15 protein-coding genes and 1 tRNA gene are annotated in these 19,588 nt (G+C 71.3%); 8 read left to right on the plus strand and 8 right to left on the minus strand.

The window, feature by feature from the left end; translation table 11 throughout:
- Positions 1-97: 97 nt before the first annotated feature.
- Positions 98-3,913, plus strand: a complete 3,816-nt coding sequence (locus ACJMNC_RS05440; protein WP_408946925.1) for a helix-turn-helix domain-containing protein — start codon at positions 98-100, stop codon at positions 3,911-3,913.
- Between the two features lie 11 nt (positions 3,914-3,924).
- Here ACJMNC_RS05440 and ACJMNC_RS05445 read toward each other — a convergent pair whose 3' ends face one another.
- Positions 3,925-4,854 (minus strand): LLM class F420-dependent oxidoreductase, encoded by a 930-nt coding sequence (locus ACJMNC_RS05445; RefSeq protein WP_408946926.1) that lies wholly within the window; start codon positions 4,852-4,854, stop codon positions 3,925-3,927.
- Here ACJMNC_RS05445 and ACJMNC_RS05450 point away from each other — a divergent pair.
- Positions 4,853-5,086, plus strand: coding sequence for a hypothetical protein (locus tag ACJMNC_RS05450; RefSeq protein WP_408946927.1), 234 nt, complete (start codon positions 4,853-4,855; stop codon positions 5,084-5,086). The genes ACJMNC_RS05445 and ACJMNC_RS05450 overlap by 2 nt on opposite strands.
- Positions 5,087-5,212: 126 nt before the next feature.
- Here ACJMNC_RS05450 and ACJMNC_RS05455 read toward each other — a convergent pair whose 3' ends face one another.
- Both ACJMNC_RS05455 and ACJMNC_RS05460 read right to left on the minus strand, forming a co-directional pair.
- Positions 5,213-6,259: an Rv2578c family radical SAM protein gene (locus ACJMNC_RS05455; protein WP_408946928.1), complete on the minus strand. Its 1,047-nt coding sequence runs from the start codon at positions 6,257-6,259 to the stop codon at positions 5,213-5,215.
- A 118-nt stretch (positions 6,260-6,377) separates the two neighbouring features.
- Positions 6,378-6,453, minus strand: a tRNA-Thr gene (locus ACJMNC_RS05460).
- Between the two features lie 132 nt (positions 6,454-6,585).
- Between ACJMNC_RS05460 and ACJMNC_RS05465 the strand changes: the two genes are divergently transcribed.
- Entirely contained in the window at positions 6,586-7,227 is a 642-nt protein-coding gene (locus ACJMNC_RS05465; protein WP_408946929.1) for a GntR family transcriptional regulator, read from the plus strand.
- A 5-nt stretch (positions 7,228-7,232) separates the two neighbouring features.
- On the plus strand, positions 7,233-8,537 hold the full coding sequence (locus ACJMNC_RS05470; RefSeq protein ID WP_408946989.1) for an MFS transporter: 1,305 nt from the start codon (positions 7,233-7,235) through the stop codon (positions 8,535-8,537).
- 49 nt (positions 8,538-8,586) lie between these two features.
- On the opposite strand, the gene galE is transcribed toward ACJMNC_RS05470, so the two are convergent.
- The gene (gene galE, locus ACJMNC_RS05475; protein WP_408946930.1) at positions 8,587-9,615 is read right to left on the minus strand and encodes a UDP-glucose 4-epimerase GalE; all 1,029 of its coding nucleotides are present in this window, start codon (positions 9,613-9,615) and stop codon (positions 8,587-8,589) included.
- Between the two features lie 66 nt (positions 9,616-9,681).
- Complete coding sequence (gene rfbB, locus ACJMNC_RS05480) at positions 9,682-10,686, minus strand: dTDP-glucose 4,6-dehydratase (protein ID WP_408946931.1); 1,005 nt, start codon at positions 10,684-10,686, stop codon at positions 9,682-9,684.
- A 110-nt stretch (positions 10,687-10,796) separates the two neighbouring features.
- On the opposite strand from rfbB, the gene rfbA reads away from it, so the two are divergent.
- A complete protein-coding gene (rfbA, locus tag ACJMNC_RS05485; protein WP_408946932.1) occupies positions 10,797-11,672 on the plus strand; it encodes a glucose-1-phosphate thymidylyltransferase RfbA in 876 nt (291 codons plus the stop codon).
- Between the two features lie 35 nt (positions 11,673-11,707).
- Entirely contained in the window at positions 11,708-12,295 is a 588-nt protein-coding gene (locus tag ACJMNC_RS05490; protein WP_408946933.1) for a dTDP-4-dehydrorhamnose 3,5-epimerase family protein, read from the plus strand.
- Positions 12,296-12,301: 6 nt separating this feature from the next.
- On the opposite strand, the gene ACJMNC_RS05495 is transcribed toward ACJMNC_RS05490, so the two are convergent.
- Positions 12,302-13,660, minus strand: coding sequence for a M1 family metallopeptidase (locus tag ACJMNC_RS05495; RefSeq protein WP_408946934.1), 1,359 nt, complete (start codon positions 13,658-13,660; stop codon positions 12,302-12,304).
- Between the two features lie 88 nt (positions 13,661-13,748).
- Positions 13,749-14,699, minus strand: a complete 951-nt coding sequence (locus ACJMNC_RS05500; RefSeq protein WP_408946935.1) for a hypothetical protein — start codon at positions 14,697-14,699, stop codon at positions 13,749-13,751.
- Positions 14,700-14,873: 174 nt separating this feature from the next.
- Between ACJMNC_RS05500 and ACJMNC_RS05505 the strand changes: the two genes are divergently transcribed.
- Positions 14,874-15,338: a hypothetical protein gene (locus ACJMNC_RS05505; RefSeq protein ID WP_408946936.1), complete on the plus strand. Its 465-nt coding sequence runs from the start codon at positions 14,874-14,876 to the stop codon at positions 15,336-15,338.
- The gene (locus tag ACJMNC_RS05510) at positions 15,335-16,024 is read left to right on the plus strand and encodes a hypothetical protein (RefSeq protein WP_408946937.1); all 690 of its coding nucleotides are present in this window, start codon (positions 15,335-15,337) and stop codon (positions 16,022-16,024) included. The genes ACJMNC_RS05505 and ACJMNC_RS05510 overlap by 4 nt, the downstream gene beginning before the upstream one ends.
- Before the next feature lie 4 nt (positions 16,025-16,028).
- On the opposite strand, the gene ACJMNC_RS05515 is transcribed toward ACJMNC_RS05510, so the two are convergent.
- Positions 16,029-19,588: Pls/PosA family non-ribosomal peptide synthetase (locus ACJMNC_RS05515; protein ID WP_408946938.1), on the minus strand; the 3,560-nt coding region annotated here is incomplete at its 5' end.

Genomic DNA, 19,588 nt, shown 5'->3' on the forward strand with positions numbered 1-19,588 from the left:
TCCGCGCGGTCATGTGAGAACCGCCCGGAATGGAAAGTCGATACAGTTTCCGATACGCCGACCAGCGCAAATGTCCCAGAGAGAGGATGCCGGTCGAATGCATCTCGACGACGTCGACAGCCGCGAGGACCTCGGCCGCGCACTGACCGAACTGAGGCTCGCCCAGGGGCTGAGCATCCGTGACGTGGCCGCCGAGGCGGACGCGTTGCAGGGCACCGTGGCCGGCTGGTTCGCCGGCCAGCACGCTCCCACCCGGGCCAGCCGGGAGATGTTCGACCGGGTGCTGGCCGTGTGCGGGGTCGGCGACGCCGACCGCGACCGCTGGTGGCAGGCGGTGGGCCGGACCACCCGCCGCGGCGGACGGCGCCGCAACCGGCCCGAGGCTCCCTACCGTGGATTCGACTCCTTCGGTCCGCAGGACCGGGACCGGTTCTTCGCCCGGGACGCCCTCGTCGACCGGCTGGTGAGCCTGGTGATCGAGCAGGGCTCGCAGATGATGGCCGAGGCGGCCGACCGGCAGCCGGTGGCGCGATCGGTGATGGTGGTCGGACCGTCGGGCGTGGGCAAATCCTCCCTGGTGCGGGCCGGACTGCTGCCGGCCACCGAACCGGGCGGGCGGCTCGCCGGCTGGGCGTCGGCGGTGCTGGTCCCGGGCGACGACGCACTCGCCGCCCTCGAGACGGCGCTGGCCGAACTCCCGGATCCGGCCCACGACCGCCGGCCCTGCCTGCTCGTCACCGATCAGCTCGAGGAGCTGTGGACACTCAACTCGGTGGCGGTCCGGCAGCGTTTCGGCGCCCGGGTCACGGCAGAGATGCAGGACCGGACGCTGGTGCCGGTCGGGGTGCTGCGCGCCGACTTCTACGGGCTGGCCATCGCCTCCCCGGCCTGGTCGGAGGATTACGCGCAGGCGCAGATCGTGGTCCCGCAGATGACCGCCGAGCAGTTGCGCGAGGTGATCGTGCGGCCGGCCGAGGCGGTGGGGGTGAGCGTCGACGACGACCTGGTGGAACTGCTGCTCGACGACACGCTCCCCGGGGCGGGCGGCCGCGAGCAGGCGGCCAGTGTGCTGCCGCTGCTCTCGCACGCCTTGCGCGCCACCTGGGAGGTCTCCGACGGCCGGCGGCTGACGGTCGCCGACTACGTCAAGACCGGCCGGATCGACGGCGCGGTGGAGGTGACCGCCGAAGAGGCCTATGCCGCGTTCAGCGCCGAAGAGCAGCAGGTGGCCCGGCGCATCCTGCTGGATCTGGTCAACGTCGACGAGGAGACGGTCACCCGACGCCGGGTGAAGCTGGCCGATCTGGGACTCGACACCGACGATCCGGAGCTCTGGTCGTCGGCCAAGGGCCGGGTGATCGGGGAGTTCGCCGACACCCGGCTCCTGACCGTGTCCGCCTCGCATGTGGAGGTGGCACATGAGGCGCTGCTGACCGCCTGGCCGCGGTTGACCGACTGGATCGACGGCGACCGGGAGCGCCTGCTGCTGCAGCGACGGCTGCGCAGCCTCGCCGAGCCGTGGGAGGCCGACGGCCGGCCGGAGGATCTGCTGCCCGGGCGGGCCCGGCTGGAGATGTTCCGGCCACTGGCCGAGGCAGGACCGGACGAACTGGACCGGACCAGCGCGGACTTCCTCACCGCCGGCCGGGCCCGGCTGCAACGGCAGGAGACTGCGGAGCGGGCGCGCACGGCCACTCTGCGCCGGTTCGCGGTGGCGGCCACGGTCTTCGGGGTGGTGGCCGTGCTGGCGGCGGTCGCGGCGGTGGTCGCCGGGATCACGGTCGCTCATCAGCGCGACGCCTCGGAGAACGCCCGTCGGGAGGCGCTCAGCCGACAGCTGGCGGTGCAGGCCAACCAGCTCGCCGAGCGCAGCCCGTCGCTGGCCGCCGAACTGGCGATGGTCGCGTACCAGCAGGCCCCCACCGTCGACGCGCGGTCGACCCTGGTGGACATGCTCTCGAATCCGGTGCCGACCCGGTTCGTCGGTCCCGGTGCGCCCCAGCTGCTCAGCCGTTCGGGTCCGCTGCTGGTCGCGGCCGGCGGCACCGCGCCGGTGCGGTTGTTCGCCGTGGGGGATCAGGGCATCGGGCGCGCGCTGGGCAGTTTCTCCGTCGAAGCGGAGATGGGCTCGGTGGGCGGGGTGGCGGTCCTGCCGGGCGCCACCCAGATGCTGCTCAGCGGCACCGGGAAGATCACCGTCTGGGACATAGCGGACCCGGCGAACGCGGTGCTGCGCGGTGAACTCCCGGGCGCTCGCGGCAAGGTGAACGCGCTGGCCGTCAGCCCCGACGGGACGCTGGTCGCGGCCACCGGCGAGGAGGAGGGCCTGCAGGTGTGGCGCGTCGCCGGCGACGGCTGGCGACCGGTGCGCATCGACGGCCCACTCGGTGATCTGGCCGGCGCGGTGGCCTTCTCTCCGGACGGAGGCACCCTGGTCTCGGGCACCGAGTTCAGCAAGGTCCAACTCTGGCGGGTGGGGCCGGAGGCACTCACTGCGACCGGGGCGATCGAGCTGGACGGCCCGCGCAATCAGCTGGCCAATGCGCTGGTCTACACCCCCGACGGCAGCCGGCTGCTCGCCGGACTGCGCAGCCGGCAGCTCGCAGTGATCGACGTCTCCGATCCCACGGCGCCGCGGCGGGTCCACGACTTCGGCGGCTTCGACAGCTACGTCGTCGCCGCCGCTGTGGACGCACAGGGCCGCTACGCGGCCGGGGCGGCCTCGGACAACACGGTGCGGATCTTCGACCTGACCGATCCGGATGCCGCACCGCGCATCCTGCCGGTCAGCGCCACCTCGGCGGCGGTGGACTTCGTCGGCGATCACGTGGTCATCGGCCTCGGCGACGGCTACCTGCTGGATTGGTCCCTCACCCAGCCCGCACTGGTCAGTCCGCGGTCGGTGTTCCAGATCCCGGCGAGCGCCGACGGACGGCGGGTGATCGCCGCGGACACCCTCCATGAGGGCACCCTCACCCAGTGGCGCCGGGACGGCACCGAACTGACCCGGGTCGGGGCGCCGGTGCCGCCGCCGGACGGCGACGTCTTCTCCGGCGCGGTGGTGCTGTCCCCGGACGGCTCGACAGCGGTCAGCGGCTCGGTCAGCGGCACTGTCTCCTTCATCGACGTCGCCGACCCGGACCGGCCGCGGATCGTCGGGAAGGCGCCCGCGCAGGAGAAGCTGAACGAGACCGTCGACTACAGTCCGGCGTCCGGGCTGGCCGTGACCGGCGGCACCGAACTGTCCGCCGTCGCGGTGATCGATGCGGAAAGGCTGAGCGCTCCGCGCACCGTGTCGACGATCGACGCGGGCAGCGGCGTGTGGTGGACCTCGCTCAGCCCGGACGGCCGGCTCGCGGCGATCGCCACCTCCTCGGGCCGGGTCCGGCTGGCCGACCTGAGCGATCCCGCGCGGCCGCGGCTGCTGCCCGACCCGGTGACCTTCCGCAACGGCACTGCGATGAGCGTGCGCTTCTCCGCGGACGGGAGGCGGCTGGTGGCGACCTCCGAGGGCGGCAGTGTGGCGGTGGTGGACGTCTCCGACCCCGAGCGTCCGTCGACCGTGGCGCAGATGAGCGGGCCTGCCGGCCAGCTCTACAGTGCGAGCTTCTCACCGGACGGGCGGCGGGTGGCCGCCAGCGGCGGCAATTCCGAGGTGTGGGTGTGGCGCATCGACGGCGGCCGGGCCCGCCAGGACGTGGTGCTGCGCTCGTACCCGGGCATCGTCTACGACGTGCGTTTCGCCGACGACAGCACACTGCTGGCCGCCGGTGCGCTCGGCGAGATCAAGAGCTGGACGCTCGACCCGGACGGGCTGATCGAGCAGATGTGCCGCCGCCCCGGCGACCGGATCACCCGCGACGAGTGGAGTGCCTACGCACCCGGACTCGACTACAGGCCGTCCTGCGGCTGACCGGGCCGGGGTCAGGCCAGCGCCGGCATGACCGATTCGGCGACCAGGGCGAGCTGGTCGAGGTCGGTCAGGTCGAGGGTCTGCAGGTAGATGCGTCCGGCACCGATCTCCCGGAAGGACTCGAGGGCGGCGATCACCTCGTCGACGGTGCCGGCGGCGCCGTTGGCCCGCAGCTCGTCCGGTTCGCGGCCGATGGCTGCGGCCCGGCGGACGAACTCCTCCTCGGTGCGTCCGCAGCACAGCACCAGGGCGGCGGAGTAGATGAGATCGTCGCGGCGGCGGCCCGCGGTCTCGCAGGCGTCGCCGACTCGCTCATAGAGGTCGGCGGCCTCGGTGCGGCCGACGAAGGGCACGTTGAACTCGTCGGCGTAGCGTGCGGCCATCGCCGGGGTGCGGGTGCGGCCCTTGCCACCGACGATGATCGGCGGGTGCGGGTGCTGCGTCGGTTTGGGCAGGGCGGGCGAGTCGACGATGCGGAAGTGCTCGCCGGTGTAGTCGAAGCTCTCGCCGTCGGGCGTGGTCCACAGCCCGGTGACGATGTCGAAGGTCTCCTCGAGCCGGTCGAAGCGCTCGCGCAGGCCCGGGAACGGGATGCCGTAGGCGGCGTGCTCCTCGGCGAACCAGCCGGCGCCGAGCCCCAGTTCGATCCGGCCGCCGCTCATCTGGTCGGCCTGGGCCACCTGGATGGCGAGCTGTCCGGGATGGCGGAAGGTGGCCGAGGTGACCAGCGTGCCGAGCCGGATGCGCTCGGTGGCGGTGCCCAGGGCCGCCAGGGTGAGCCAGGCATCGGTGGGGCCGGGCCGGCCGTCGACGTTCATCGCCAGGTAGTGGTCGGAGCGGAAGAAGGCGTCGAAGCCGAGGTCTTCGGTGGCTCGGGCCACCCGGAGCAGATCGTCGTAGGTGGCACCCTGCTGGGGTTCGGTGAAGATGCGCAGATCCATGCCGACCATGATGCCCGGCTCCGGCCGGTCCGGTGACACCGAGTCGTACGCTGAACGATTGTTTGCGAAGCTGCTGCGCTCCGAAGGCATCACCGGCTGGGTCGAGCAGCTCCCGATCGCAGGCTGGCGCATCGACTGCGCCTGGCCGGAACTGCGGCTGGCGGTGGAGATCGGCGGCTGGGCCTATCGCAGCGGTCTGGACTCGTTGCAGGCGATCCAGCGCGACAGCTGAGCTTCGCGAACGGCAGGAGTGTCGAATCGACCCGCACATACCGGGTCGATTCGACACTCCTGTTCGTCAGAGGCAGCTCAGAGGCGGACGGTGAGCAGGACCGCCGAGTCCTCCGGCAGCGGCGGCTCAGAACAGAGTCAGTGCCGGCTGCGTCGCGGTGGCCGCCGCGGTGGGAGCGGGCGAGCCGGCGGCCGCGGGGACCGCGACTCCGTGCTCGGGTTCCGGTGCCGGCCGGCTCAGGCCGTGCCTGGCGACCAGTGGGGCCATCCGTGTGCGCAGCCGCGACGAGTAGTCGGGGTGGACGTAGGCGCCGCGGCTGTAGAGCAGGCGGTAGCGGCGCTGCAGGGCCGGATGGTGTTCGGCGAGCCAGTCGAGGAAGACGCCCCGGGTCGAGCCGCGCAGGTGCAGTGGGATCGCGGTGACCCGGGCGGCGCCGGCCTCGGCGAGCGCCTGCAGCAGCGCGTCGAGCTGGGCCTCGTCGTCGGTCAGGTGGGGTACGACCGGCGCGATCATCACGTGCGGGGCCAGCCCGGCCTCGGCGAGCGCCCGGATCAGCTCGAGCCGCGCACGCGGCGACGGCGCACCGGGATCGAGCTGTCGGCGCAGGTCGTCGTCGAGCATCGCCAGCGAGACGCCGACCTGGACGTCGACCGACGAGCGGGCGGCTCGCAGCAGCGGCAGATCACGCCGCAGCAGGGTGCCCTTGGTGAGGATCGACATGCCGGTGCCCGATTCGGCCAGGGCCCGGATCACCCCGGGCATCAGCCGGTAGCGCCCCTCGGCGCGCTGATATGGATCGGTGTTGGTGCCCAGCGCCACGGTCTCGCGCTGCCACGACCGGCGCCGCAGCTCCCGGCGCAGCACGGCGGCCACATTGAGTTTGACCACCAGCTGGGAGTCGAAGTCCTCGCCGGGACCCAGGTCGAGGTATTCGTGGGTGGGGCGGGCGAAGCAGTACCGGCAGGCGTGGCTGCAGCCGCGCATGGTGTTGACGGTGTACCGGAACGGCAGGCCGGAGCCGTCGGGCACCTTGTTCAGAGCGCTGCGGGCGAGCACCTCGTGAAAGGTGATGCCCTCGAACTCGGGTGTCTGCACGGTCCTGACCAGGCCCGCCCGGCTCAGTCCGGGCAGGCTGCCGTCGTCGGCATCAGCCGCCTGGTCAGCCCATCGCATGCCATCATCCGAACACATGTTCGGATAGTGGTCAAGTGACGGCGGCCGACGATGTCGGGGGTGGAGACGACTGCGGGCCGTGACATCGTCAAAAACGATGTCACGGCCCGCGTGCGCCTGGAGCCGCCTAGGAGAATCGAACTCCTGACCTATTCATTACGAGTGAATCGCTCTGCCGACTGAGCTAAGGCGGCGTCGCTGTCGTCAGACAGCGCTGTCGATGGTACCGAGCGGCTGCTGGTCAGGGCAAAACGGGGCCGTTCATGGGCCGATCGCCCGATTCTTCCGGGTTGGCCGGACGACGCCGCGGTTCTAGAATACATCTTGTGTCTAAGACGTATTCAGCTGCGGACCGGGTGTACGACGAGGTCAAGGAACTGATCCTGAGCTGCGATCTGCCCGGCGGCGAGCTCATCAGCGAGGGTGAGATCGCCCAGCGGTGCGAGGTCTCCCGCACCCCCGTCCGGGAGGCCTTTCTGCGGCTCTCGGCCGAAGGCTGGATGCGCCTCTACCCCAAACGCGGTGCACTGATCGTGCCGGTGGGGGAGCGCGAGGCCCGCGACGTCCTCGAGGCCCGGTTGCTCGTCGAAGGGCACGCGGTGCGCGGGCTCACCGAGGTGCCCGGCTCGGCCGAGGCGCTCGTCGCCCGGCTGAAGGAGAACCTCGAACGGCATCGCGCGGCCGATCCCGGCGACGCCGAGTTCGCCCGCGCCGACGCCGAGTTCCACCGGCTGATCGTCGCCGCCGGCGGCAACGGACTGCTCGACGCCTTCTTCGCCTCACTCGGCGAACGGCATCGCCGGATGACCGCCGCCGTCGTCGACCGGGACCGCGAACTCGTCGCCAGGATCCTCTCGGATCACGCCGAACTGATCGAGACCATCGCCGCCGGCGACACCGACCGGTTCGACCGGCTGCTCTTCGATCACCTGTCCGGCGTCCACGCTCAGCCGGAGGTCCGCCGGTGACCACGATCAGGAGAACCCCCGCCACCGCCGGCCCCACCACCGGAACCGCGTCGGCCGCTTCCGGATTCGGCTGGGCCGGCGTCTCACTGGCCGTGTTCACCGCGGCCTGGGGCGGCAACGAGTTCACCCCGCTGCTGGTGATGTACCGGCAGTCCTCGCATCTGTCGGCCGTCGTGGTCGACACCCTGCTCTTCACCTACGTGCTCGGCATCGTCCCGGCGCTGCTGATCGGCGGTCCGCTCTCCGACCGCTTCGGCCGCCGCCCGCTGATGCTGCCCTCGCCGGTGATCGCCGCCGCCGGTTCGGTGCTGCTGGCCGCCGGTCCGCAGTCGGTCACCATGCTCGCCCTCGGCCGGGTGCTCAGCGGAGTGGCCCTGGGGCTGGCGATGGCCGTCGGCGGGACCTGGATCAAGGAGCTCTCCGACCGGCAGAGGGCCTCGGTGACCGCCGGCGCCCGCCGCGCCGCGCTGTCGCTGACGGCCGGTTTCGGCGTCGGCGCCGGGGTGGCCAGCGTGCTCGCCCAGTGGGCGCCGTGGCCCGAGCAGCTCTCGTACCTGATCAACATCGCCTTCGCGGTGGTGTCCCTGGTCCTGCTGCTGCGCACCCCGGAGACCCGGTTCGCCGATCCCGGTGCACGCAGCCTGCGCGACGACCTCGCCATCCCCGCCGCGCGCAAGCCGCGCTTCTGGCTGGTCGTCGCCCCCACCGCGCCCTGGGTCTTCGGCACCTGTGCGGTGGCCTACGCCGTCATCCCGGCACTGCTCACCGAGTCCACGTCGAGCTGGCCGATCGTCTTCGCCGGTCTGTGCTGCGTGCTCGGCCTGACCGCGGGATTCTTCGTCCAGTCTCTGGGCAAGCGGATCGACCGGCCCGGCAGCGTCCGGGCGATGGTGACCGCCATGCTGCTGGTGGCGCTGGGCATGTGCCTGGCCGCGATCGCCGCAGACATCGCGACCATCCCGATGGCGCTGGTGGCCGCGACGGTGCTCGGCTGCGGCTACGGCATGACCCTGATCTCCGGGCTGCTCGAGGTGCAGCGGCTGGCCGGGCCGAACGATCTGGCCGGTCTGACCGCCGTCTTCTACGGCCTGACCTACATCGGCTTCGCCTCACCGGCGGTGATGGCCGCGATCGACTCCGGAGTGACCGGGGCGAGCTATCCGATGATGCTCTACGTCGGCGCCGGTGTGGCCCTGCTCTGCCTGGTGATCGTGGTGCTCGCGAACCGCAGCTCGATCGCCGGACCGCACACCACCGCTACGATCGGCCGCGAGCAGCCGGTGACGCTCGACGGCGACCCCGCCGCCTGACCATCGCCTGACCGGGGGCGGGGAGCTCAGGCGGATCGGCGGGCAGACCTCAATCGGGGTAGCCGTCGGGGTTCTGCGACTGCCAGCGCCACGAGTCGGCGCACATGTCGTCGAGGGTGCGGGTGGCCCGCCAGCCCAGCTCCCGGTGGGCCTTGGCCGGATCGGCCCAATTGGCGGCCAGATCGCCGGGACGGCGCGGTGCGATCCGGTAGGGGATCTCCCGGCCGCTCGCGGCGGCGAAGGCCGCCACCATCTGCAGCACCGACACCCCCGAACCGGTGCCCAGGTTCCACACCGACCAGGGGGCGTCGATCTGGCCGAGCCGCTCGAGGGCGGCGATGTGCCCTGCGGCCAGATCCTCGACGTGGATGTAGTCGCGCACTCCCGTGCCGTCGACGGTGTCGTAGTCGTCGCCGAACACCGAGAGCTCCTGCCGGCGGCCCACCGCCACCTGTGTGACGAAGGGCATCAGATTGTTCGGGAAGCCGCTCGGGTCCTCGCCGATCCGTCCGCTCGGGTGCGCGCCCACCGGGTTGAAGTAGCGGAGCACTCCGATCCGCCAGGAGTCGTCGGCCACCGCCAGATCGCGCAGGATCTGCTCGATCATCACCTTGGTCCAGCCGTACGGGTTGGTGGCGCTGGTCGGCATGTCCTCGGTGCGTTCGCACACCGGGTTCTCCCCGTATACGGTGGCCGACGACGAGAAGACGAAGGTGCGCACCCCGCCGGCCCGCATCGCCTCGAGCACCGACAGCGTGGTGTCCAGATTGTTCCGGTAGTAGTCCAGCGGCTTGTCCACCGACTCGCCGACCGCCTTGAATCCGGCGAAGTGGATCACCGCATCGATGCCCTCGCCCTGCTGTTCGGCGGCGATCAGCTCGGCCGTGGCCGGATAGTCGCTCAGATCCACGCGGTGCACCGGAATCGACACTCCGGCAAGCTCTTCCAGCCGTCCGATCACCGACGGTTTGGCATTGGAGAAGTCGTCGGCGATCACCACCGAGTGCCCGGCGCCGAGCAGCTGCAGGACGGTATGGGAGCCGATGTAGCCGGCGCCGCCGGTCACCAGGACACGCACGTGGGGATCTCCTTGTCTCACAGGCGGATCTGCCTAGCCGAAAGATCTGCCTAGCCGAAAATCTTCTCAGTCGAGGATCTGCTGGGTCGTCGCATACGAGGCTTCCACCCCGTCCTTGTAGGGGGCCCACCACTGGCTGTGAGTCCGGTACCAGTCGACGGTGGCGGCCAGCCCGGACCGCAGGTCGGTGTACTGCGGGCGCCAGCCGAGCTCGTCGCGCAGCCGGCCGGCATCGATGGCGTAGCGGCGGTCGTGCCCGGGCCGATCGGTGACGAAGTCGAAGGCATCGTCCGGCTGTCCGAGCAGGGTGAGCACCGTCTCGACGATGGTCCGGTTGTCGGTCTCGCCGTCGGCGCCGATCAGATAGGTCTCGCCCAGCCGGCCGCGGTCGATGATCGCCCACACCGCGTCGTTGTGGTCGTCGACGTGGATCCAGTCGCGCACATTGCGCCCGTCGCCGTAGAGCTTGGGCCGGATCCCGGCGAGCACGTTGGTGATCTGCCGCGGAATGAACTTCTCGATGTGCTGGTACGGCCCGTAGTTGTTGGAACAGTTGGACAAGGTGGCGGCCACCCCGAACGAACGCACCCAGGCGCGCACCAGCAGGTCGCTGCCAGCCTTGGTGGAGCTGTACGGGCTCGACGGGTTGTAGGCCGTGGCCTCGGTGAACCGCGTGGGATCGTGCAGATCCAGGTCGCCGTACACCTCGTCGGTGCTGACATGGTGCAGCCGCACGCCGTGCCGGCGCACCGCCTCGAGCAGGGTGAAGGTGCCCACCAGGTTGGTCTGCACGAAGATCGACGGATCGGCGAGCGAGTTGTCGTTGTGCGATTCGGCGGCGAAGTTCACCACCAGATCGCTCTGCGCCACCAGGGGGTCGACGGTCTGCGCGTCGGCGATGTCGCCGCGCACCACCTGCACCCGGTCCGCGACCGGTTCGAGGGTCGCCGGATTGGCCGCATAGGTGAACTTGTCGAGGACGGTCAGCTGCACGTCCGGCCGTTGCGCCAGTGTGCGCAGCACGAAATTGGCTCCGATGAAACCGGCGCCGCCGGTCACCAGTACTCGCATCCGGTGCTGCTCCCTCGTGTCGTCGCCGGTGATCGGTCGCCGTCGGCGCGGTGCGGCGACCGCGGACGGTTCGGCGAACCGGTGACCAACTCTACAGATAGGGTTGCCTCATGCGCGGAATCATCCTGGCCGGGGGCACCGGCAGCCGCTTGCACCCGATCACCCTGGGGGTGAGCAAGCAACTGGTGCCGGTCTACGACAAGCCGATGATCTACTACCCGCTCTCGACGCTGATGCTCGCCGGCATCCGCGACATCCTGGTCATCACCACCCCGCAGGACAGGGCCGCCTTCGAGCATCTGCTCGGCGACGGCAGCGCCTTCGGGATCGAACTGAGCTACACCGAGCAGGCCGAACCGAACGGGTTGGCGCAGGCCTTCGTGCTCGGCGCCGAGCACATCGGCGACGACTCGGTGGCCCTGGTCCTCGGTGACAACATCTTCTACGGGCCCAGCCTGGGCAGCCGGCTGAGCGGCTTCGGGAACGTCGACGGCGGTGCGATCTTCGCCTACCGGGTCGCCGATCCGTCGGCCTACGGGGTGGTCGAGTTCGACGACGAGGGCCGCGCGGTCGCGCTGCACGAGAAGCCGCAGCGGCCGGTCTCCCGGTACGCGGTGCCCGGACTGTACTTCTACGACAACGACGTGGTGGAGATCGCCCGGGCGCTGGAGCCGTCCGCGCGCGGCGAATACGAGATCACCGACGTCAACGCCGAGTACCTGCGCCGCGGCAGACTGCACGTGACCGTGCTGCCGCGGGGCACCGCCTGGCTCGACACCGGCACCTTCGACAGCCTGCTCGACGCCGGGAACTTCGTGCGGACCGTCGAGCAGCGGCAGGGGCTCAAGATCGCGGTGCCCGAGGAGATCGCCTGGCGGATGGGCTATCTCGACGACGACGGGCTGCGCGCCCGGGCGCGCACGCTGAGCAAGTCCGGCTACGGGGCGTACCTGCTCGATCTGCTCGAGCGCGGCCCCGAACTCTAGAACCGATCCTCACCGACATCAGGAGCAATTCACCCATGCAGGTCCGACCGCTGGCCATCGACGGCGCCTGGGAGTTCGTCCCGACGATTCACGGCGACGATCGCGGCAGCTTCCTCGAAGCCTTCACCGCAGCCTCCTTCGAGGAGGCCGTGGGACATCCGATTACCGTCGCGCAGGTGAACACCTCGGTCTCCGCGGCCGGGGTGATCCGCGGCATCCACTTCGCGGACGTGCCGCCCGGACAGGCCAAGTACGTCACCTGCACCGTCGGTGCGGTGCTCGACGTGGTGGTGGATCTGCGGGTCGGCTCACCGACCTTCGGGGAGTGCGATGCGGTGCTGCTCGACGACATCGACCGCAAGGCGATCTATCTGGCCGAGGGACTCGGCCACGGATTCTGCGCCCTCGCCGACGATTCGGTGGTCACCTACCTGTGCTCGACCGGCTACAACCCGGCGGCCGAGCACGGGGTGGATCCGCTCGATCCGGGACTGGCGATCGACTGGCCGTCGGTGGGCCGGGACGGCGCCCCGCTGACCCGGCTGCTGTCGGACAAGGACCGGGCGGCGCCGAGCGTGCTCGAGGCCAAGGAACGCGGCCTGCTGCCGGTCTACCAGGACTGACAGGTCTCAGCGCGGTCCCGGGAAGGCGGGGAGGTCGGGCTCGAAGAGCCACTCGCGCCACAGATCGCCCAGCGAATCGTCGGTGTAGGTGCCGGCCAGCGCGATGAAGTCCTCGGTGGTGGCCGCCCGGTAGCGGTACTTGTCGGTCCACCGGTGCAGCAGGGCGAAGAAGTCGCCGTCGCCCAGCCTCAGCCGCAGCGCGTGCAGAGTGATCGCCCCGCGCTTGTACACCCAGTCCTCGAACATCTGCTTCGGGCCCGGATCGGCCAGGGGCACCGACACCGGGGCGGCCTCGAGCCGGGCGTAGTAGTGCCGGGCCCATTCGTCGGCCGAGCGGCCGCCGCTGCGCTGGCTCCACAGCCATTCGGCGTAGCAGGCGAAGCCCTCGTGCAGCCAGATGTCCCGCCAGCGCGCCAGCGTCACCGAATTGCCGAACCACTGGTGCGCCAGCTCGTGAGCGATGAGCCGCTCGTGCTGGTCGGTGCCGTCGCAGTGATTGGCACCGAACGTCGAGAAGCTCTGCGCCTCGAGCGGAATGTCCAGGTCGTCGGCGGTGACCACGGCGGTGTACTGCGGGAACGGATAGGGGCCGAACAGCTCGGTGAAGACCTCCATCATCCGCACCTGCGGGGCGAAGGTGCGGGTGAAGTGATCGCGCAGCTCCGGTGTGGTCAGACCGTAGATCGGCACCGGTGAATCGGCCATCCGACGATGCTCGTACTGGCCGATCTGTATCGAGGCCAGATAGGTCGACATCGGCTCGACCTGTTCGTAGACCCAGGTGGTCTGCGAGGACTTGCGGGTCTTGTCGATGAGCACGCCGTTGGCGAGCACATAGTAGGGGCTGTCGGCGGTCACCGTGATCAGGTACGCCGCCTTGGCCTCCGGGTGGTCGTCGCACGGGAACCAGCTCGGTGCGCCGTTGGGCTGGTTGCCGACCAGCGAGCCGTCCTCGAGCTCTTCCCAGCCCACCTCGCCCCATCGGCTGCGCACCGGCTTGGGGTTGCCGGAGTAGCCGATGACGATGGTCATCGCACCGCCCGGCGGAATGGGCTCGGCGGGGGTGATGATGATCTTGCCGGCTCGGTGGGCATAGCGGGATCGCTTGTGGTTCACCGTGACCCGGCTGACCCGCATACCGCGCTCGAGGTCGAGGGTGAACCGGCTCAGCTGCTGATAGCTGGTCGCCGTGAGGGTGGCGGTGGCCGACAGCCGGTTGGCCGCCACCCGGTAGGTGAGATCGAGGTCGTACCGCGAGATCCGGTAGCCCAGGTTGCCGTTGTCCGGCAGATACGGGTCCAGTTCATGAGAGGTCCCGGACAGTACGGGGGCATGCGCCTTGTCCTTGGCTGACTTGGCCCGCAACAGGTGCCGTCCTCTCCGCTTCGACCACCGTCTTCGAATGCGTCCAACCCTACCGGGGCGAGGTCGGCGGCGCGCGGCGGCGAGCCGGTCAGCCGGCCGGCGGCGGCAGCCGCAGCGCACGGGTGGCCGAGGAGGTGGGGCCCGGAGCGGCCCGCGCGGCCGGATCGGGCGGCACCGGAGCCGCGGTGGCGATCGGCTCGGCGACCGGTGGCCGGGTGCGCGGCGGCGGGGGAGGAGGCGGTGTGCCGACCGGCGGGCGCGGCGGGGGAGGCGGCGGGGTCAGCGGTACCCGCGGGGAGACGGTCCGGGGAGCCCCGAAGGCCGGCCGGTGCTGCGGGGCGGCCCGGGCGATCTGCGGCTGATCGGGGCGGTGGGAGGGTGGGCGGTGAGGAGCCGGCGGGAGTGCCGCCGGCCGCGGTCCGGCCGCGCCCGCCGCCGGGCCGGCGCCGTGCACCAGCCCCTGCGCCTGCGCGTGCTTGTGCGGGATCAGCACCATGCCCGGATCCCGCTTGTAGATCACGTCGAGCGCCCACTCCGGGATGGTCTCGATCTGCGCCTTCTCGATGTCGGCCGGATCGTCGGGAATGGTCAGCCACAGGAACGATCCACGGGTGCCGCTGCCGTGCGGCGAATACCGGATCTCGAAGACGTAGTCGAGTCGCCCGGTGTGGTCGTCGGTGCTGCCGTCCTCGAGCGTGATCGTCACATCGTCGGCGTAGCCCACGCCCACCCGGAACAGCCCGGGTTCGTCGGCCAGCAGCTGCACCTTGTTCATCGGGGAGAACCCGTCCGGGACGAAGATGCCGCGCCAGAGATCTGCAGCGGCCGCGGGCGGCAGTGTGGTGGTGAAGTGCTTGGGCAGACGCTCGAGTCTGTCGGCGTGGTTGCCGATCGCGCGCCAGGCCGCGCGGAACGGCCAGGTGATCACCCACAGGGCGCCCATGATGATGTTCCCGAGGAGGTCCTCGGCGAAGTCCATCACCCAGCCCGCGATGATCAGGACCGCGAACACGGCGACGAAGATGAGTACCGCTGTCATGCGGGTCAGTGTGCACCGCATTGCGGCGCAGAAGCGGGGCCCGAGTGAGGTTCCACGGTTTACGGAGGCGAATTCAACCGACCGGTGGACGGGAACGGCCGGCCGGCGGTGTTAGTTTTCGCTGAGACCCGATTCCCGGCCACCACACTGCAGCGCCCGACGGCGGAGGACATCATGCACCCTCAGCACGATCCCACGCCGGCCGGCCGTCCACCCGGTGTCCCGGCGCCTACCGCCGGCCCCGGCGGCGCCGGCCCGGTCGCGCTGCTCACCCGGATTCCTCCGCTGCCGGCGGTGCTGGGCCTGCTGCTCATCATCGGGGTGATTCTGGGGCTGACCGGTGGAGGCAATGCGATCTACTCGCTGACGGCGAGCTCCACACGCGGTGAACTGTGTTCGGCGTACTCGGCGATGGACTCCACCTTCGACCTGCCCGACATCACCAGCAGCACATCCTTCGACGACTATCTCGACGACGTCGACGCCACCGAGGAGCTCTCCAGGCTGGTGAAGGTGGCCGAGAAATACGACGACGCCGGAGTCGAGAGCGATGCGAAGGAGCTCGACGGCCTCTCCGGGATCTTCAGTGCGTACCAGTTCCATCAGGCCAGCCGGCACATCGCCGAGGAGTGCTCATGACGTCGTCGGCCGCCGGGAGGCCGGCACCGCGCCCGCAGTTCAGTGCCCACCACCGGGCCTCGGCCCAGCGCGCCGCGCTCGGGGCGGGCACGGCGGCTGTGGTTGTGGGGGTGCTGATGATGCTCTTCGGCTCGATCGTCGTCGGCGTGCTGGGCATGCTGATCGGCGCCCTGTACGCGGTCCTGCTGTTCAAGGGCATGCCGCCGCTGGCCGACGGTCCGCAGACGGTGCGGGCTCTGCGCGATCTGCTGGGAGCGGGGCCGCCTCCGGCGTCCCCCGTCGGCGGCCGCCCCATCGCCGGTCCTCCGCCGCAGCAGCCGCGACCCGGGCCGCAGATCCGGGCGTCGCATCCGGGGGCGCACGGAGCCTCCCGCCCGGACCTCTCCCGTCCGGATCTCTCCCGTCCGGATCTCTCCCGTCCGGATCTCTCCCGTCCGGATCTCTCCCGGGCCGAGCCGGAGACCACGTCGATCCCGATGGCGCGACCGGTCTACACCGAGACGATGGCCGCCGATCCGCAGACTCCGCCCGCGACCCTCAATGCGATCGCCGGGAGCTGCCCGCATCTGTGGCCGGCGCTCGCCCGCAATCCGGCCACCTACCAGGACCTGCTGATCTGGCTGGCCGGGCTGGGGGATCCGGCCGTCGACGCGGAGCTGGCCCGGCGCGGCCCGCCCACCCGCTGACTCGCTACCCGGTCTTCTCCGGCCGCGGCCACGGGGCGATCGGATTGCCCTGCCAGCGTGAGTAGTCGGGCACCCGGTCGCCGCGCATCACCAGCGACGCCGGCCCCACTGTGGCCGCCGCGCCCACCGCGGACGCCGGCAGGGCCACACACTGCGGTCCGAGCGTGGCGCCCGGCGCGAGCTCGACGCTGTCGATGGCCATCACCCGATCGTGGAACAGATGCGTCTGCACCACGCAGCCGCGCTGCACGGTGGCCCCGTCGCCGAGGGTCACCAGATCGGCCTCGGGCAGCCAATACGATTCACACCACACGCCGCGGCCGATGCGCGCGCCGAGGGCGCGCAGCCACCAGTTGATCACCGGCGTACCCGCGGCGGCGTTGGCGAACCAGGGCGCGGCCACCGTCTCGACGAAGGCATCGGAGAGCTCGTTGCGCCAGATGAACGAACTCCACAGCGGATGTTCGCCCGGCCGCACCCGGCCCACGACCAACCACTTGGCCGCCGCCGCGATGGCCCCGGCCGCCACCCCGGCGGCGAGCAGGATCAGCCCGGACACCAGGGTCGCCGCCCACGCGCCGGTGTCCACCGCCACGGCCTGCAGGCTCAGCAGCACCGCGGTCCCGATCAGGAAAGAGACCATCACCGCGATCAGCCGCAACGTCTCGATCAGCGAGCGCGCCACCCGCAGCCGGCGGCTCGGTGCGAAGGTGCGGCCGATGTCGGTGTCGGTGGCGGTCCGGCGCAGCCGCTGCGGCGGCGAACCCAGCCAGCTCGACCCCGGCTTGGCCTTGGGCGGTGCCGCGGACAGGACCGCCACCAGACCGCCCTTGGGAACCTTGCGCTGCGGCGCCACCATGCCCGAGTTGCCCAGGAACGCGCGTTTGGCCACCCGCGCCGGCCCGATCCGCATCCAGCCGCCGCCGAGTTCGTAAGAGGCCACCATCGTGTCGTCGGCCAGGAAGGACTGATCGCCGACCTCGGTGAACTTGGGAACCACCAGCGCCGTGGAGATCTCGGTGTCCCGGCCGATGCGGGCGCCGAGAGCCCGGAACCACCACGGGGTGAGCAGGCTCGCATACAGCGGGAACAGATAGGTGCGGGCCGCATCCATGGCCCGTTCGGTGAGCCACATCTGCCAACCCACACGCGAGCGCACCGGATGGGTGCCGGCGGTCAGGCCGATCGCCGCCAGCCGCACGATGATCAGGGTCAGCAGGGCGAACACGGCGAAGGCGGTCAGGGCGCCGGCCGGGGCCAGGGCCACCGCCCGCCAGGCCGCGTCGCCGAGCCGGTCGGCCGAGAGCGCCCAGCTGAAGGTGACGATCAGTCCGGCGGCCAGCGAGGTCAGCGGAACTCCCGCGAGCAGCAGGGCGGAGCCGGCGTACACCGGCACCCAGCCGCGTCCGGCCGGCGGACGCCGGTCCGGCCAGGACCGTTTGGCCTTGCCCAGCTTCACCGCCGGCGAGCCGCCCCAACGCTGGCGGGCCTTGACCTTCCCCAGCACCGCCGAACCCGGCTCGACGATGGCGGAGCGGCCCACCACCGCGCCGGGCAGCAGGGTCGAGCGGGCGCCGATCACCGCATCGCGTTTGATCTCGATCCGCCCCACGTGCAGCACGTCGCCGTCGATCCACCAGCCGGACAGATCCGTCTCCGGTTCCACGGCGGCGCCGTCGCCCACGGTCAGCAGTCCGGTGACCGGGGGCAGCGAATGCAGATCGACGTGCCGTCCGACGGTGGCGCCGAGCGCCCGGGCCAGCGTGGGCATCCACGGGGCGCCGGATGTGTTGTAGGCGCCGGAGGCCTCCATCAGACGTTCGGCGATCCACAGTCGCAGATGCACCGAGCCGCCGCGCGGATACGAGCCCGGACCCACCCCGGCCAGCAGCAGCCGGGCCCCGCCTGCGGCGATCAGCAGCCGGCCGAACGGGGTGACGAAGATCAGGAAGGCGGCCAGCAGCACCCACCAGTTCACGGAGATCAGCCACGGGGCGGAGTAGCCGAGGGCGGCGGCGATCGCCCGGCCGGCGTTGTTGGCCACCCCGAGCCAGGTCATCCAGGCCACCCCGGTGAGGGTCGCGAGCGGGATCGCCGCCGCGCACTGTGCCAGTCCGGTGCGCCGGCGGATGGGGAGGACGTCCCGCGGTGCCGCCGCCCCGGCCGGTTCGCTGCCCTCGAGATGTTCGGCCAGCGAGCCGAGCCGCGGATGGTCGTACAGGTCGGCCACGGTGATCTGCGGATAGCGTTCGCGCAGTGCGCTGACCAGCTGCGCCGCCGACAGCGATCCGCCGCCCTCGGCGAAGAAGTCGGTGTCGGCGCTGGTCACCTGTACGCCGAGCATCGCCGTCCAGCGCTGCGCGAGCCACTCCTGTGCCGGGGTCAGGTCCCCGGCCGCGCCGTCCTCGTCGCCGGGCAGCGGCCAGGGCAGCGCATCGCGGTCGACCTTGCCGGAGGTGCGGGTGGGCAGCTCGTCGACCAGGACCAGCCGCGGCACCAGCGCCGCCGGCAGCTCCTCGCGCAGCCGGGCCTGGGCGGCGGTCAGATCGAACGACGGATCGGACGATGCCAGGTAGCCGACCAGCAGCGGGGTTCCGGCGCCGGTGGTGCGGACCACCGCCGCGCCGCCGGCCACGCCGGGCAGCCCCTGCAGCGCGGCATCGATCTCGCCGAGTTCGATGCGACGGCCGCCGATCTTCACCTGATCGTCGGCGCGGCCGACGAACAACAGTCCGGCCCGGTCCAGCCGGACCAGGTCGCCGCTGCGATAGGCGCGGTCCCAGCCGAGACTGGGCATCGGCGCGTACTTCTGCGCGTCCTTCTCCGGATCCAGATAACGGGCCAGCCCCACCCCGCCGATCACCAGCTCCCCGGTCTCGCCGTCGGCGACCGGCAGACCCTCGGCATCCACGACGGCCAGATCCCAGCCGTCGAGCGGCAGCCCGATGCGCACCGGCTCGTTGCGATGCATCCGTGCCGCGCAGGCCACCACCGTGGCCTCGGTGGGACCGTAGGTGTTCCACACCTCCCGGTCGCCGGTGGCCAGCCGGTCGGCCAGCTCGGGTGGGCAGGCCTCGCCGCCGAAGATCAGCAGCCGGACCGGCTCGATGGCTTCGACCGGCCACAGGGCGGCCAGCGTGGGGACCGTGGAGACCACGTTCACGTCCCGCTTGACCAGCCACGGACCCAGATCCATGCCGCTGCGCACCAGCGCCCGCGGGGCGGGCACCAGGCAGGCCCCGTGCCGCCAGGCCAGCCACATCTCCTCGCAGGAGGCGTCGAAGGCCACCGACAGGCCGGCCAGCACCCGGTCGCCGGGCCCGAGGGGCTGACTCTGGCAGAACAGCCGGGCCTCGGCGTCGACGAAGGCCGCCGCATTGCGGTGGGTCACCGCCACCCCCTTCGGGGTGCCGGTGGATCCGGAGGTGAAGATGATCCACGCATCGCCGTCGGGCGTCACCGGGGAGTCGTCGACGATGACCGGCGCCGCGGGTGATCCGGCCGCGGTCGCCGGCCCGGTGGGGAGGTGGGGTGGCCCGGCCGCTGGCGCCGGCCTAGTGGGCG

This window comes from Gordonia sp. VNK21, assembly GCF_046098115.1.
Taxonomy (GTDB): domain Bacteria; phylum Actinomycetota; class Actinomycetes; order Mycobacteriales; family Mycobacteriaceae; genus Gordonia.